Raw genomic sequence first — 15,407 nt, 5'->3', positions numbered from 1 at the left:
TTGGCCGCAAGTAAAACGCCCCGCTTGCGCGGGGCGTGTCGCTGAGGGCTTCAATAGCGTTAACAGGCCCTAGTGGGCCGGGCGGCAGGCGGCGTAGATGTCCAGCGACTTGTCGTAGACCGAGGTTTTTACCCCCATCACGCCCAGTACGCTGTGGAACAGGTTGTCCTGGCTTACCTTCTGCTTGCTGCCCTGCTGCAGACAGGCCGGCTGCATGCCGGATGCCTGCAGCCAGTCCGGCGAGAACCAGGCCAGCATCGGGATGTGCTTCTGCGCGTCCGGTGCCAACAGGTAGGGCGTGGCGTGCAGGTACATATTGTTTTCGCCCAGCGATTCGCCGTGATCGGACAGGTAGATCATGCTGCTGGCCACCGCCGGCTCGGCCTGCAGCGTGGCAATGGTTTTGGCCAGGATGGCGTCGGTGTACAGGATGGTGTTGTCGAAGGCGTTGATGATGTCTTCGCGGCTGCACTTCTGCAGTTCGCTGGTACGGCACACCGGCGTGAAGCGCTCGTACTGCTTGGGGTAGCGCTTGTAGTAGGCCGGGCCGTGGCTGCCTTTCTGGTGCAGTACGATCACGGCGTCGCCTTTCAACGCCTTCAGGCGCTGCGGCAGCCCGTCCAGCAGGATGTCGTCAAAACACTCGCCATCGGCACACCAGGCCGGGTTCTTGTCGCCAAACACCATGTCACTGGGCACGCGGTTGCACACTTCCTTGCAGCCGGAGTTGTTGTCGCGCCAGTACACGCTGATGCCGGTACGCTGCAGGATATCCAGCAGGTTTTCGCGGTGTTTGGCCTGCTCGGCGTCGAACTGCTCACGCGGCAGCGACGAGAACATGCACGGCACCGAGATGGCGGTTTCGGTACCACAGGACCAGGCGTCACGGTAATTTACCAGCCCCGCTACCTTGGCCAGCTGCGGGTTGGTGGGGCGCGCATAACCGTTCAGCGAGAAGTGGTCGGCGCGGGCGGTTTCGCCCACCACAATCACCAGTACCCGCGGCTTGCTGCCGGCCGGCCAGGCACCACTACGGGCAGCGTCCACGCCCACTTTCTGCAGCGGCATCGGCTTGGCGTAGGCACGCTTCAGGTAAGAACTGGTGGCTTGCAAGTAGTTGGTGGGGGTCAGCGCAAAGCGCAGCTCGCGGTTGTTGCGGAACAGCGAGGCAAAATCCTGGTAACCGGCCATCGCCACCGCCAGCAGCACGCCGGCGCTGACCAGCAAGGCCACCACGCGCACACCCAGCTCGCGCAGCGGTGCGCGGTAGCTAACCGGGGTTTTCCACAGCCACAAGCTGGGCAGGCCGCCCAGCAGCAACACGGTGAGTACCATCTTCAGCGTGATCAGGTCACGCACCTCGGCGCCATCGGTCTGCATGGCGTTACGCACCATGTTCATGTCGATCAGCACGCCGTACTGGCTCATGAAATAGGTGACCCCGGCCGTGGTCAGCAACAGCGCGGTCAGCAGCGGTTTACCCAGCCACGGCCACACCAGCAGCTGCAGTAGCAGGCTGAAAAAGGCGGTCAGCAGCAGGAAAGCCAGCCCCAGCATCTTCACGCCGTGGCCATCCAGCGGCGACACGATGGCGTACAGGCGCCCCCAGAACGGGACGTTGAACGCCACCACCAGCAGCAAGGCCACGACCAGCGCCAGCCATTCGGCGCGCATGGGCTGAAAAAGCTTGAAATTCATTCACACTATCCGAAGCCGCAACAGGAGCGACAGCATACGCAAAGGCATGCAGTGAACCAAAGCTTTCTTAAGCAAAACTTATCGTCACCAACGCGAGATGCATCAATTAAGGAACAATTTTCATACAGTCATCACGCCAGTCACATCCTGCCGTCACACAGTGCCCGCAGCATGGCAAGCATCTGCCCCGCCGGAGCGCCCCATGAACCAACGCTACCGCACCATCTGGCTGTCGGATGTCCACCTGGGCACCAGCGGCTGCCAGGCCCCTTTCCTGCTGGATTTCCTGCGCCACAACGAGTCGGACACGCTGTACCTGGTGGGCGACATCATCGACGGCTGGCAGCTCAAAAAATCGTGGGGCTGGAAGCAGAGCCACAACGACGTGGTGCAAAAAGTGCTGCGCAAGGCGCGGCGCGGCACCCGCGTGGTGTACATCCCCGGCAACCACGACGAGGCAGCGCGCCAGTACTGCGGGCTGGACTTCGGCGGCATCGCCATCCGGCAGGAAGCCGAACATCTCACCGCCGACGGCAAGCGCCTGCTGATCATCCACGGCGACGAGTTCGACGGCGTGATCCAGCACGTGAAGTGGCTGGCCTACGTCGGCGACAGTCTGTACACGGTGATCCTGCACCTGAACCGCCACTACAACTGGCTGCGCCAGAAGTTGGGGCGGCCGTACTGGTCGCTGTCGCAGTACCTGAAGCACAAGGTGAAGAACGCGGTGAACTTCATCAGTGATTTCGAAAAAATCCTGGCCGATGAAGCGCGCCGCCGTGGCTACGACGGCGTGATCTGCGGCCATATCCACAAGGCCGAAGTCAAAGACATCGGCGGCATCGTCTACGGCAACTGCGGCGACTGGGTGGAAAGCCTGAGTGCGCTGGTGGAGCACCACGACGGCCGGCTGGAAGTGGTGTACTGGACACGGCAGGCCGGCGTGCTGGCCGCCCAGGCCGTACCCGTCCGCGAAGAGGAGACCGAAGCATGCGCATCATGATCGTCACCGATGCCTGGGCGCCGCAGGTAAACGGCGTGGTACGCAGTATCGTGGAAACCGTGCGCGAGCTGCGCCTTCTGGGCCACCAGGTGGCGCTGCTGACACCACTGGGCGGCGAGCACGACGACGGCGACGGCTTCCTCACCGTGCCCTGCCCTACCTACCCCGATATCCGCCTGTCGCTGTTCCCCTACCGCAAGGCGGCGGCCAGGTTGGCCGCGTTCGCGCCGCACGCGGTGCACATCGCAACCGAAGGCCCGCTGGGGCTGGCAGCGCGGCGCTGGTGCCGCCGCCACCGTCAACCGTTCAGCACCGCCTACCACACCCGCTTTCCGGAATACATCCACGCCCGTACCCGGCTGCCGCTGGCGGTCAGCTACGCCTGGATGCGCCGCTTCCACAACGCCGCCCAGGCGGTGATGGCCCCCACGCCGGCCATCGTGGCCGACCTGAAAGCACGCGGTTTTCACAACGTGGTGCTGTGGAGCCGCGGCGTGGACATCGACACCTTCAGCCCCGGCGCGCGCGACCGGCTGGACAGCACGCCACCGCGCTTTGTTTACGTTGGCCGCGTGGCGGTAGAAAAGAACATCGAAGCCTTCCTGCAACTGGCGCTGCCCGGCAGCAAGTGGGTGGTGGGCGAAGGCCCGCAGCTGGCGGCGCTGCAGGCGCGCTACCCGGACGTGCACTTTGCCGGCGTACTGCCGCAGGCCGAATTGGCGCGCATTTACCGCGCCGCCGACGTGTTCGTGTTCCCCAGCCGCACCGACACCTTCGGCCTGGTACTGCTGGAGGCGATGGCCTGCGGCACCCCGGTGGCCGCCTACCCGGTGCCCGGGCCGCTGGACGTGGTAGGCAATAGCGGCGGCGGCGTGTTGCACGACGACCTGGCCACCGCCTGCCAGCAGGCGCTGCAGCTCGATCGTGACCACGTGCGTCGCGTCGCAGAAGGGTTTTCCTGGGCAGCGGCCACGGTACAGTTTGAAGCCCACCTACACCCGCGACCGATAGGCGAACAGGAAGGTATGGCGTTTACGGCCGGGGGTCGCTAGGCGGCGGGTTGGCTTGCAGGTAGCGGCGGTGCTGCCGCTGCAGGCTGTCCTGTAACAGTCGCGGGTAAGCCGGCGCCGCCAGGTAATGCTGCACTGCCGGCAGGTAGGGCAGCAGCCAGCGCGACTGTTTCGATACCGAGATGTACAACTGGCCGTGCAGCAACGGGGTGGGCAAGTCCGTCAACTGCGCCCCCAGCCCCAGGCGGGCAACGGCCAGCTTGCCGGCTTCGCGGCCGAACGGCACCACGTCCACCCGCCCCAGTGCCAGCTTGCGCAGGCTGGCCGCAAAATCGTTGGTGCGGTCGATGCTGGTGTGCTGTTGCAGGAACTGGTCCAGCTCGCCCCCCATCGACACGCCGTTCACCAGCCCGACGCGGCGGCCCTTGAGGTCGTCCCAGCCGTGCAGCACCCAGCCGGCATCGCGCCGGACAAAGGCCGCTACTTCGTTATTGCCCAGCGGTACCGGAATGAACTGCGCGTACGCCTCGCGCTCGGCATTGCGAAAAGCGCAGATATTGATATCGACGCGGCCGGCGGCCACCAGCGCCTGACAGCGGGGCCAGGGGCCGATGTAATCGAAGCGCACCGCCACACCGGCGCTGGCAAACGCGCGTTGTACGATGTCAACGCAGCTACCGACGATCTGATTGCCTTGCTGCCAGTTCCACGGTGCGTAATCGTGATGGCCGCAGGCGGTGGCCACCGGCTCGGCGCGCAGCGCTGGCGACAGCAACAGTGCCAGCAGCAGCCCGACGCGCAGCGATGACACGGTCAGTACTCCACGCCCAGATTGAAGTAGCCGGTCAGTTGCCCTTTCTTGCCGTGGCCGACGCCGATGAACACCGGGCCCAGCAAGGTATCGGCCCCGACAAACACCGAGCCGGCCGGCAGCCAGCGGGTGTCCTTGTCTTGCAGCAAAGTGGACCACACGCGGCCAACCTCGGCCGACGCCCCCACGTACAAGCCGGAACCCAGCGCGGACGGCAGGCTGGACACGCGCCACGACACCATGCCACGGGCGAATGCCATCTGGTGCCCCAGCAATTCGCCCGGCTGGTAGCCGGACAGGTTGCGGAAGCCACCCAGCTCGAACACCTCGGCAGAATCGCTCTTGTCGCTGTAGCCGCCACGCAGCGTCATGCGCCAGCTGATGTCATGGCGGTCGGTACTGACGGTATCGATCATGAACGAGGCACTGGGTTGCGGGCTAGGGTCATCGGTACGATGCAAGGGTTTGCGCGCCTCCAGCTGCACGGCAAAGCCATTGCGCGGCCAACGCGGGTTATCCAGCTGGTCCAGTACCAGCAGGGTGCGCAGACCTTGCTCGCGCGCCTTGCTGTCTGACGCGTCGAACAGGTTTTTGAAGCCGGTCTGCAGCGACAGGCTGTCGCGGCTGGCGTACCAGCCGTTGCGCCACTCGCCCAGCTTGCCCAGGCTGACACCGGCATCCACATTGACGCTATTGGTCTGGCGCAGGAATTCGGCAGACGACTGGTGATCGTCCACGTACAGGTTGTAGCGCTTCTCGCGGCGGCCAGCGCCCAGGCTAAGGAAGAACGGCGAGTTGGCCGACAGTGGCTGCTGCCACTCGGCACGGAAAGTGGGCTCCTCGCCCAGCTTCATTTCGCCCAGCAGGCTGCCACCGGCACGGTTAAGCCAGGTGCGCTTGTATTCGCCCAGCAGCGAAAAGGTGGCGTCGCCTTGCGAGCTACTGCGCAGCTCCAGCCCGCCCCGGATGTAGTTGGGGCCGGTATGGCGTTCTTGCAGGTGCACGTCGGCCACGTGGCGGCCATCTTCCGGGCGCAGCGTGTAGTCCAGCTTGTCGAGGTCGCCCTCGGCAAACACGTCGTCCAGTTTCTGATGCAGCGCGCTCAAACCCAGCCGGCTGCTGATCGACAGTTTCTGCTGCATGGCCTCCGGGTCGACGAAATCGAAATTGCCGCCCAGACGGATGCTGTCGATACGCGGCCGCTCGCCCAGCTGCCGCCCCTGCTGCCAGCCGGCATACTGTTCTGCGGATACGCCTAATGCGGCCAACTTGGGCGCCAGTGCCCGTGCCGCCTGGCGACCGGCCTCGATGATGGCCGCGTTGTCGCCGAAGTCGGCCGGCGAGACGCCATCCAGCTGCGGCCGGATCAGCACATCCTGCGGCCCCAGCCGGGCCAGCGATTCGCGGCTGTTACGCGCCACCATCAGGTAAGTGGTCTGGTCCAGCACGTCCAGAAAGCTGCCCAGCTGCTCGCGCGGCACCGGCGGCGTGCCGACGTCGATGACGATCAGCACGTCGGCACAACGGCCTTGCAGCTCTTCTACCGGCAGCTGCCGTGCCAGGCCACCATCGACCAGGATGCGGTCGCGGTCTTCCACCGGGGCGAACATGCCGGGTACCGCCATGCTGGCGCGCATCGCCAGGCTGAGGTCGCCAGCGTCGAATACCACCGGCTCGCCGCTTTCCAGATCGGTGGCAACCGCGCGGAACGGAATGGCCAGCCGGTCGAAGCTGGCTTCGCTGCGGGCGCGGGTGAGCTGGCGGATGAACAGGTCGATCCCCTGGGCATTGATGGCCGCCTTGGGCAAACGCCATTTGCCATCGCGAAAACCGATGGTGAGGTCGAAATAGTTGCGGCTATCGCTCTGCTTGCGGCTGTACGGCACGTCCTGGCGTCTCGGCTTGCCGGACAGCAGGGTTTCCCAGTCGGCGGCGGCAAACTGGCGCTCCAGTTCGTCCAGCGGCTGGCCGCTGGCGTAGGCGCCGCCGATCAGCGCGCCGGCCGAGGTGCCCGCGATGCAGGCAATCGGTACGTGCAGCTTTTCCAGCTCCTGCAGCACGCCCAGATGGGCAAAACCGCGCGCCCCGCCCCCGCCGAGCACCACGCCGATGCGCGGCGCTACGGCGTCGGCCGCGGTGGCCAGCGCACTGAAACACAGCAGGCAGCACGCCAGCCAGGCAGATCGCATCATGGCTGGCTCCTAGCGCACACTGCGGATCAGCACGTCCGGCTGGCGGCAGCTGCGGCGCTCGCCGGCCAGCACGTCAGCACCACAGGGCTGGCCCTGACGGCCTTGCTTGTCGGTGCAAACGTAAACCTCTTTCAGGAAGCGGCCACCACCACTGCAGGCGACGGCCAATGCATCACGCCCCAGCCAGGGGTTGGCCGCAGCCAGTTCGGCCTTCAGTGCGGCCACGGTCTTGCGCAGCGGCTGCGCCGGCGCCTGGTAGCTGGCGGGCACCTGGAAACGGGCCTTCAGGCTGGCGGCCAACTGGTGATAGGCCGTCTGGCCCAGGCCGCTGCAGGTGCCGTGCTTTTCCCATTCATGGCGATACAGCTTGCGGCTGGGGTAGAGGCCGGCAAACTGCTGCTCGATGCGGCCGTCCAGGCGTTCGGCGCTGCAATCGGCCGGGTAGCCGCGCTGGTATTGCGGCCACAGCCCATGCAATACAAAGCCGAACTGGCGGCTGCATTGCTCGCGGTCGTCCGGACGCGCAGCGCAGTAGTCGGGCGACCACGACAGCGCCATCACGTAGTAATCGAACTGACCGGGCGTCCCCGCGGCGCGGGCGGCGGGCAACAGCAACAGGGGCAACAGCAGGGCAAGCAGGCGGCGCATGGGCGGGCTCCAATGGATCACTGGCTGCTAGTGTACCGGCGCCAAGGGGTGCCATGCCATAAGCCTTTGCTGGCGCGCAGCAAAATTCCGACCGGGCAAAGCCGGTTTGTGCCCATAATGTGTCGCGTGGCTAAGCGCCAGATTTGCAAAGGGAAAATATTAAATGAAACAAAAATTACGCAAGTTTGCCTTCACGCTGCTGGCCCTAGTCGCCCTGGCCGGTAGTGCGGTGCTGGATTACTTCCTGCCGGAAAACGCCATCACCACCATTACCGGGGTGGAAGTGAAACTGGCGGACAAGGATGGCCCGATCAGCAAACAGAACCCGGCCGACCAGCCGGTGCGCGACATGTACCTGATCTATACCCAGCATGCGATCGACGACGTGCGCGTCTACCGCAACGAGGACACCGGCTGGGGTTGGCCGCCGTACCTGAAGTTCGACTCGTCGGATGTGCAGGCCACCGCCCGCGCGCTGGAAAACGCACGCCAGCCGGCCTACATCCGCAGCTACGGCTGGCGCATCAACATGTTCTCGCTATACCCCAACATCACCAGCATCCGGCTGGCCCAGGCCGACGAGGGCACCTGGAGTGCGGTACGCTGGCTGGTCTTCGGTCTGTGGGGCATTGCCCTGGTCTTGTTGGCGCGCTTGGTGTGGCGCTGGACCCGGGTGACGGAGAAAGACCCTGACGTCATTGGCTAGCCGCTGCCGCACCCGCCAGCAAAAAGCCCCCGCTTTGCTACCGCAACGGGGGCTTTTCCATGAAAAAACCCCGCTGACGCGGGGTTTTTTTGCTACAGGCAGTACCTGATCGCGCTGAAATTACAGCGGCTTGATCTGGGTAGCTTGCGGGCCTTTTTTGCCCATGCCAGATACGTAGCTTACTTTCTGACCTTCGGCCAGGGATTTGAAGCCGTTGCTCTGGATTTCGGAGAAGTGGGCGAACAGGTCGTTGCCACCAGCGTCCGGAGTGATGAAGCCAAAGCCTTTAGCGTCGTTGAACCATTTAACGGTACCGGTTTCCATGAAGGTTTCCTTTTGAAAAAACGTGAAAAATCGGGCTATGCCCTAAGGAGCGAAATCATCAAGAAGAGACCGCTGGAAACAATGGCGTACCGCTTGTGCAGGGGAACAACGTTGAAACTTTGGATCGACAGCTTGAAATCTTGCTGGGCACGTTATACGCACCAAGTCGCTGTGCTGCAAGCACTTTCTGCATCAAGGGGGTGGAAAGCATGAAATATGCATTAAAAATGCCTACCTTTCACCACTTGCCCCCCTCTCCCGCCGCTTGGCGCTAGCCCAGCGTCAGTACCACCGGCGTGTGGTCGGACGGGCGTTCCCACTTGCGTGGCGTCTTGTCGATGACACACGCGGTGGCGCGCGCTTTCAGGCTGTCGGTGATCAGGATGTGGTCGATACGCACGCCCATATTGCGGCGGAACATCATCGCGCGGTAATCCCACCAGCTGTACTGCTTGGCCTCCTGGTTGAACAGGCGGAAGCTGTCGTGCAGGCCCAGGCCCAGCAGGCGGCGGAAGCTGTCGCGCTCCGGCGTGGTGCACAGTACCTGCTCGTGCCAGCCTGCCGGGTCGTAGACGTCGATGTCTTCCGGCGCGATGTTGTAGTCACCCAGCAGCGCCAGCTCGGTATGCTGCTGCAGCTCGGCGGCCACGTAGCGCTCCATCGCGGCCAACCAGCCCAGCTTGTACTGGTACTTGGGCGAATCCACCGCTTCGCCGTTGACGAAGTAGGCACAGATCACGCGCACGCCGTCCACGGTGGCGGTAATCACGCGGCGCTGCTCGTCTTCATAGCCGGGCATGCCGGTCACCACATCGCTCAGCTGGCAGCCGTTCTTTACCAGGATGGCCACACCGTTATAGGTTTTCTGCCCCAGCCACACCGCCTGGTAGCCGGCGGCCTCGATCTCGGCTTGCGGAAATGCCGGCTGGTCCAGCTTCAATTCCTGCAGGCACAACACCTCTACCGGGTTATCGGCCAGCCATTGCAGCACGTGCGGCAGGCGCACTTTCAGCGAGTTGACGTTCCAGGTGGCAAGCTTCATATCAAACACATCCTATTGATTATTATGAATTTTATAAAATTAACAATTTTAAGTACCCGATTGGATACCCGCTTTAATCATGCACTGAGGTGGTTCGCGGTGATACCGAGTTTGCCCTAGCGTATCTTCCAGCTTTGTATCGCTCACTGAACCCGCCCAGTGAGTTCAAACCATCGCCGCATGGATGTGCAGCATCCACACCAAAAACGGCTATCAAAAATTCATTTTGATAGAAAAATACAATGTAAATATCAGCATCAAAACTGCCTATACGGTCACAAGCGTCAATTGACGCCACCGGACACTGGCAGGACTACCCAGCTTGCCAGTGGAGGTATATCTGACTTGTGAGGACACATTTCCGGCAAACCTTCTGGGGATGGAAATGCGTAATGACTACAACCGATTCTTTCCTGCGCCTGCCTGAAGTGCTGGCAATTATCCCAGTCTCGCGTGCGACGTGGTACGACGGCATCAAAAAAGGCCGTTTCCCTGCACCAGTCAAGCTCGGACCACGAGTATCGCTATGGCGACGTAGTGACATCGAGCTATTGATTGCATCGCTCAGCACCAACACAGCAGCCACACTTAACTAACTACCCCGCGCCGTCTGCAGCGTAAGGGCATACCGACTATACCGAGGACAACATTGATTGCTGCATGCGGCACGCCCTTGACTGGAGCGTGCCTTGGCATCTGCCGCCCTCTCTGCGCTCATCGAAGCGCATGCCCCCCGACGCCCATACTGCGCCGATGAAAAACACTTCGCTCGTATTCGACCGAGGGTCACCGCACTTGGCGAGCGATACATACAACTCAACCCACCGGCTCATCAGGCTTGGTTGATACTCGACATCGACCGCCCTGGTGCGGCAATGGCATGGGAAGACTTCGGCTTACCACCACCGACCTATGTCGCCATCAATCCTGCAAATGGTCATGCACATATCGGATATGCCTTGTCATCACCGGTCTGCACAACCGATGCGGCCCGGATAGCGCCAATGCGCTACCTGGCAGCAATTGAGCGTGCCTACACGGAGAAAGTTGGTGCAGATTTTGCCTTTACAGGCCCATTAGCAAAAAACCCACTGCATCTCTCTTGGCGGCTGTGGGAGCCGGCCAACGCGCCGACCTATGAGCTCGGCTACCTGGCCGAGTTCGCCGACTTGTCCACTAGGCCAGCTCCTATACCAGCAGGTGTAGGACGTAACTGCGACCTCTTCGATAAACTGAGAATATGGGCTTACAGTGCTGTCAGAGGATACTGGCGCCCTGACGGCCAGCGCTTCTGGGCCGAAGTCGTTAGGCGGCAAGCGGAAACCCTGAATTGCTACCCTGTTCCATTAAGCAACGCTGAAGTTGCGGGTATCGCTCGCAGTGTGGCCCGCTATGTATGGCGGCGCTTCTCCCCGGCGGAGTTTCGTGAGCTTCAAGCGGAACGCGGGCGCCGTGGCGCGGAAGCGACTGCGACATTGAAACGCAACCGCCGGGAGCAAGCTATTCATGACGCCATAGCCAGGCTCTCAGTCGAGGGCTGGAAACCGTCGATGAGAACCGTTGCACAAGCACTCGGCTGCTCGGTGTCTACGCTATCGGAAGGCTATGGCCATCTCTGGACGTAATCAGCCAAAATGCTCGGTTAGGCCATATCAGGTAGCAGCGCCCAAAGGGGGCAAACACAGCGCCAAGCCCAAATTCGGGGAGGCTCGCCGAGGTACTCCGAGCTAGAGCGGTGGTGACAAGGCGAGGGGCGGAGCCCCCCAAAAAAACAGGGGGAACACAGACATGACATGGCTACGGTCTGGCGTCACAACTGGAAAAACAGGCTGCACATTTTCAGCGCAGCCTGTTCAGAGTGGTTGGTTTGCCTCTACCTACTTATTGCTCTGCAGATAGTTGCTTGGGGGTTAGCAAGCTGTCACCGACACACTTAACCCCAACATATGAGACCTCCGTCCGCCAAGACTAAAGGTCAGCTCGCAACGCGCCAACGTTGCTGCCTTTTTCATCATCACGCTACTCTCTTCGTTCTGTCAGCTTCACAACTCGCCCTGGCTTTCGGTCAAGGGTCATCATCGAAAAGCCTCGCTCATACTCTCTATGCGACTTGTCAGAGTCGTTACTTCCGTGCCGGTATGTGCCACCACACCGACCGCAAGAGAGCATTTCGCACCACTTAGACCAAATTCTCACGTTCATGCAGGAACGCCACTGGCTCACTCTATGGCAATAGAAACGGGCTGGTTACCGTATTTCAGCGGGGCGAACCGGGAAAAGCCCCTCGCTTACTTTTCAATCCATCGTTACCCATAGAGCTTCCACCAATCAGCAGGCACTTCAGGCCCTATATGGCTTCTGCACTTTCCAGACTGCACCCTTGCGGGCGCGGTTACAGGTTTAAGCTCTCAGCGCGGCTTGCAGCTTCCCAGGCGCGACCCTGGTTCACCACACGCTCGCCCGCCAGGTCTGACCCACTTGGGTCATCCTGGCGAGGCCGGCATCACTACCGGCGATTACGCAGCCATCCTGTCTGGCAGACGTTACGCGGCTTTCCCGCGTCCCCGTCGTCGGGACTTACACCCGATTTTCAATTGGTCAGGGACTCTGGGACATTTGCTCCCCAGGCCCGTTTCGTGTTCGCACCAGTTGTCGCCGAGTTGGGCACTCGGCAGCCATGGGATAAAGCAGAGGGGTTACGCCGGCGTAAGCCGGTATTAGTCCCCTGCCTCCCCCTCGCACCGTACAAGCTCCATTACGAGCATACGGCGCCACAGAACTACCCTCTGGCGGAAGGTCGGAGCACTGCTCCAGAGCGGTGAAGGCGTTGGCGCGCCTCTCACCCCATGCATGATGTGATGTGGAAGAGGTTGGCGCCCCAGGTACGTATTCCTTATTGCGTCTTTCCTGCTTGTGTATAGCGCCAAAAATCTGCGCGACTCTCCCAGTTCATTCATGCAATTAGAAATGTGTCTAATCGCACGCCGCTACGCGGTGCTATACCGAGTATGACTACTCGCAAAATCATCAAGCTGCCTAGTTCCAGAACTGCCGCCATGCTGCTGATGCAGCAACTAACAGCGGCAGGCCACTACTACCATCTGTCAGGCAGGATGCCCGCCAGCAAACTTGGGCGGTTCCAGCCTAAGCTAGAACAGTTCGCCATTCATCGGGACGCACCAGGCCGAGCGTATGATCGCCGCAAGCGGAGTGCGTCTGTGCATTTAGTAGTGGTAGCGCTCGACGACGGCGAGGTTTTCTGGTGCTTACTCTCGACGGAAGGCAAAGGAGGACTTGCTGACCCCACAGCTCCGAACCTCGGCGCATTCAAAGACAGCCGCCGCCGTGGGCAGCATCTGCGCTTTCTCAGCTATGAACTGCTTGAGTACGAAAAGCGCATGCCCAAAGTCAAGGCAACGACATGGACCTGGCGAATCGTACCCACACGCTACGCAGAGCTTGAGGCAGCCGTGGTGCAAACCGTGCGAGAGAGAGACATCGCAGCCATTGCCACCATGGTTGAGCGACATTCCGCCATGCCGCTATTCAGCGGCGTGCGCGGTCAAGTTCTCAAGCTCAACCACCTGGCAGCCAAGCTGGCTAGCAAATTTGGCCGGGGCATGCTTGAGCTACCAACTCTGCCGTATATAGTAAAGCTTCCTATCTACGGCACCCCGGTACGCACGCTGGAAGAGTTGCTCGTGACACATTAACCGTGAGCATGACGCCTCCCACTGATTACCGGTCACGCGACATGTGCAATCAGCCAATATTTTGAATCAAACACTGACTAGCCGTTATCATGTTTGCATGATTAGCATAGGGCGACTGTTCCGTGCTTAGCCGCAGTGAAATTCAAGGAATTAACTAGTTATGCTTACAGGCGAAATCCGCTCACAAGTCAACGCCATCTGGGACGCCTGCTGGTCGGGCGGTATCTCCAACCCGATGGAAGTGCTGGAACAAATCACCTACCTACTGTTCATCCGCCGACTCGACGATGCACACACGCGAGAAGAGTCCATGGCAGCGCTGCTTCGCAAGCCCATGGCTACGCGTATTTTCCCTGAGGGCAATGACCCCAAAGGGCGCCCATACGACGACCTGCGTTGGTCTCGCTTCAAGCATTTCTCTCCGGCCGAAATGCACACGGTCGTTGGCGAGCATGTTTTCCCCTTCCTTCGCAGCCTTGGTGGTGATGGTTCTACCTATTCGCAGCATATGAAGGACGCGCGCTACACCATTCCGACAGCCGGCCTGCTGTCCAGGATTGTGGACATGCTCGACCACGTACCGATGGAAGACCGTGACACCAAGGGTGACCTGTACGAATACATGCTGGGCAAGATTGCCGCAGCAGGTCAGAACGGTCAGTTCCGCACCCCGCGCCATATCATCAAGCTGATGGTGGCGCTTACCCAGCCCACCCCCAAAGACATCATCTGCGACCCGGCCAGCGGCACCTGCGGCTTCCTGGTTGCTGCAGGCGAATACCTGCGTGAGCAATACGCTGACCTACTTAACGACTTTGAGACCCGTACTCACTTCCACCACAGGATGTTCCACGGCTACGACTTCGACAACACCATGCTGCGCATTGGCTCCATGAATATGGCGCTGCACGGGGTGGATAACCCGGACATCCGCTACAAGGACTCACTGGCGCAAGACCATGCCGGCGATGAAGAGAAATACAGCCTCATCCTTGCTAACCCGCCGTTTGCCGGTAGCCTCGACTACGAGAACACCGCCAAAGACCTGCTGAGCATCGTCAAAACCAAGAAGACCGAGCTGCTGTTCCTGGCACTTTTCCTGCGTCTGCTCAAGCCTGGTGGCCGAGCCGCTGTCATCGTCCCCGATGGCGTGCTGTTCGGCTCCAGCAAGGCGCACAAGGCGCTACGGCAGATGCTGGTAGAAGAACAGAAACTGGACGGGGTGATTTCATTGCCGGCCGGCGCGTTCAAACCGTATGCCGGCGTCTCCACCGCTATATTGTTGTTTACCAAAACCAACTCGGGCGGCACCGACAATGTGTGGTTCTACGACATGTTAGCCGACGGCTGGAGCCTCGACGACAAACGCCAGCCACTGCTGGACGAGGACAAACTCGGCCCCAACCCGGCCCAAACATTGAACGAGGCCGAACACGCCAAGAACAACCTGCCCGATGTGCTCACCCGCTGGGCGCTGCGCGATGGTAGCGAGCGCGACCGTCTGCGTACCGCGCAGAGCTTCTGCGTACCCAAGGCCGACATCGCGGCGAAGGGTTACGACCTCAGCATCAACCGCTACAAGGAAGTGGTGCATGAGGCTGTCGAGCACGAACACCCGCTGGACATCCTCGCCAAGCTGAAGCAGCTCGAAGTCGAGATTCAGATTGATATGGCGGAGCTTGAGGGGATGCTGAAGTGAGCGTCATTCCCATGGTTCAGCTTGAAGAGCTGATGGCGACTCGATTGGGTAGTGTTGACCCCTCGAAGTTTGTTGATGAGACGTTTGAGCTTTACAGCATCCCGGCATTCGACAGTCGCAAACCCGAGGTAGTCACTGGCGCAGAAATTGGCTCGACAAAGCAAATCGTTCAGCCACGAGATGTGCTGTTGTCAAAAATCGTGCCCCACATCCGACGGTCATGGATTGTTGGCCCGGTCGGAGAACATCGACAGATTGCTTCGGGTGAGTGGATTGTTTTCCGCAGCGAGGATGCGGCGCCTGAGTACCTACGGCACGTCTTGCTGGGCGATGACTTTCACGCCCAGTTCATGCAAACCGTGTCCGGTGTGGGTGGGTCGCTGTTGCGAGCGAGACCGGCACAAGTTGCGAAGATTCGAATCCCGCTCCCACCCTTCCCCGAACAACGCCGCATCGCCGCCATCCTCGACAAAGCCGACGCACTGCGTGAATCGCCCCAGCTTCTCTAGACACTCTTGAGCCGTTGGAAATACTGCTTCTCGTACTCTACCGGTGACAGCC

14 protein-coding genes are annotated in these 15,407 nt (G+C 61.1%); 8 read left to right on the top strand and 6 right to left on the bottom strand.

Annotated elements, in window-relative coordinates; all coding sequences use genetic code 11:
• Nucleotides 1-69 precede the first annotated feature (69 nt).
• Nucleotides 70-1,698, bottom strand: a complete 1,629-nt coding sequence (locus FLQ03_RS04390; RefSeq protein ID WP_144373272.1) for a phosphoethanolamine transferase — start codon at nucleotides 1,696-1,698, stop codon at nucleotides 70-72.
• A gap of 202 nt (nucleotides 1,699-1,900) precedes the next feature.
• Between FLQ03_RS04390 and FLQ03_RS04385 the strand changes: the two genes are divergently transcribed.
• Both FLQ03_RS04385 and FLQ03_RS04380 read left to right on the top strand, forming a co-directional pair.
• Entirely contained in the window at nucleotides 1,901-2,701 is an 801-nt protein-coding gene (locus tag FLQ03_RS04385; RefSeq protein WP_206210863.1) for a UDP-2,3-diacylglucosamine diphosphatase, read from the top strand.
• Nucleotides 2,689-3,753, top strand: a complete 1,065-nt coding sequence (locus FLQ03_RS04380; RefSeq protein WP_144373270.1) for a glycosyltransferase family 4 protein — start codon at nucleotides 2,689-2,691, stop codon at nucleotides 3,751-3,753. The genes FLQ03_RS04385 and FLQ03_RS04380 overlap by 13 nt, the downstream gene beginning before the upstream one ends.
• Here FLQ03_RS04380 and FLQ03_RS04375 read toward each other — a convergent pair.
• From FLQ03_RS04375 to FLQ03_RS04365, 3 genes are read right to left on the bottom strand one after another with little or no spacing between them, the layout of a single operon-like run.
• Entirely contained in the window at nucleotides 3,734-4,522 is a 789-nt protein-coding gene (locus tag FLQ03_RS04375) for a substrate-binding periplasmic protein (RefSeq protein WP_170252308.1), read from the bottom strand. The two genes, FLQ03_RS04380 and FLQ03_RS04375, sit on opposite strands and share 20 nt — an antisense overlap.
• A gap of 2 nt (nucleotides 4,523-4,524) precedes the next feature.
• A complete protein-coding gene (locus tag FLQ03_RS04370; protein WP_144373268.1) occupies nucleotides 4,525-6,714 on the bottom strand; it encodes a patatin-like phospholipase family protein in 2,190 nt (729 codons plus the stop codon).
• A 9-nt stretch (nucleotides 6,715-6,723) separates the two neighbouring features.
• Nucleotides 6,724-7,362 carry a ribonuclease T2 family protein gene (locus tag FLQ03_RS04365; RefSeq protein WP_144373267.1) on the bottom strand — a complete coding sequence of 213 codons (639 nt, stop codon included), beginning with the start codon at nucleotides 7,360-7,362 and terminating at the stop codon, nucleotides 6,724-6,726.
• Nucleotides 7,363-7,525: 163 nt separating this feature from the next.
• On the opposite strand from FLQ03_RS04365, the gene FLQ03_RS04360 reads away from it, so the two are divergent.
• Complete coding sequence (locus FLQ03_RS04360) at nucleotides 7,526-8,068, top strand: DUF1523 family protein (RefSeq protein WP_144373266.1); 543 nt, start codon at nucleotides 7,526-7,528, stop codon at nucleotides 8,066-8,068.
• 120 nt (nucleotides 8,069-8,188) lie between these two features.
• Here the strand turns inward: FLQ03_RS04360 and FLQ03_RS04355 are convergent, their stop codons facing one another.
• Together FLQ03_RS04355 and xth are read right to left on the bottom strand one after the other, a co-directional pair.
• Nucleotides 8,189-8,392, bottom strand: coding sequence for a cold-shock protein (locus FLQ03_RS04355; RefSeq protein WP_144373265.1), 204 nt, complete (start codon nucleotides 8,390-8,392; stop codon nucleotides 8,189-8,191).
• 271 nt (nucleotides 8,393-8,663) lie between these two features.
• A complete protein-coding gene (gene xth / locus FLQ03_RS04350; protein ID WP_144373264.1) occupies nucleotides 8,664-9,434 on the bottom strand; it encodes an exodeoxyribonuclease III in 771 nt (256 codons plus the stop codon).
• A 392-nt stretch (nucleotides 9,435-9,826) separates the two neighbouring features.
• Between xth and FLQ03_RS04345 the strand changes: the two genes are divergently transcribed.
• From FLQ03_RS04345 to FLQ03_RS19245, 5 genes are all read left to right on the top strand, one after another.
• Nucleotides 9,827-10,030 carry a helix-turn-helix transcriptional regulator gene (locus tag FLQ03_RS04345; RefSeq protein ID WP_144373263.1) on the top strand — a complete coding sequence of 68 codons (204 nt, stop codon included), beginning with the start codon at nucleotides 9,827-9,829 and terminating at the stop codon, nucleotides 10,028-10,030.
• Between the two features lie 93 nt (nucleotides 10,031-10,123).
• Nucleotides 10,124-11,059 (top strand): replication initiation protein, encoded by a 936-nt coding sequence (locus FLQ03_RS04340; protein WP_144373262.1) that lies wholly within the window; start codon nucleotides 10,124-10,126, stop codon nucleotides 11,057-11,059.
• A 1,431-nt stretch (nucleotides 11,060-12,490) separates the two neighbouring features.
• Nucleotides 12,491-13,147, top strand: a complete 657-nt coding sequence (locus tag FLQ03_RS04335; RefSeq protein ID WP_144373261.1) for a hypothetical protein — start codon at nucleotides 12,491-12,493, stop codon at nucleotides 13,145-13,147.
• A gap of 160 nt (nucleotides 13,148-13,307) precedes the next feature.
• A complete protein-coding gene (locus FLQ03_RS04330) occupies nucleotides 13,308-14,846 on the top strand; it encodes a type I restriction-modification system subunit M (RefSeq protein WP_144373260.1) in 1,539 nt (512 codons plus the stop codon).
• Nucleotides 14,843-15,355 (top strand): restriction endonuclease subunit S, encoded by a 513-nt coding sequence (locus tag FLQ03_RS19245; RefSeq protein ID WP_206210862.1) that lies wholly within the window; start codon nucleotides 14,843-14,845, stop codon nucleotides 15,353-15,355. Before FLQ03_RS04330 ends, FLQ03_RS19245 begins: the two co-directional genes overlap by 4 nt.
• The last annotated feature ends 52 nt before the right edge of the window (nucleotides 15,356-15,407 follow it).

This window comes from Vogesella urethralis, from assembly GCF_007644045.2.
GTDB lineage: Bacteria > Pseudomonadota > Gammaproteobacteria > Burkholderiales > Chromobacteriaceae > Vogesella > Vogesella urethralis.
This window is presented reverse-complemented; position numbering and strand designations above follow the sequence as displayed.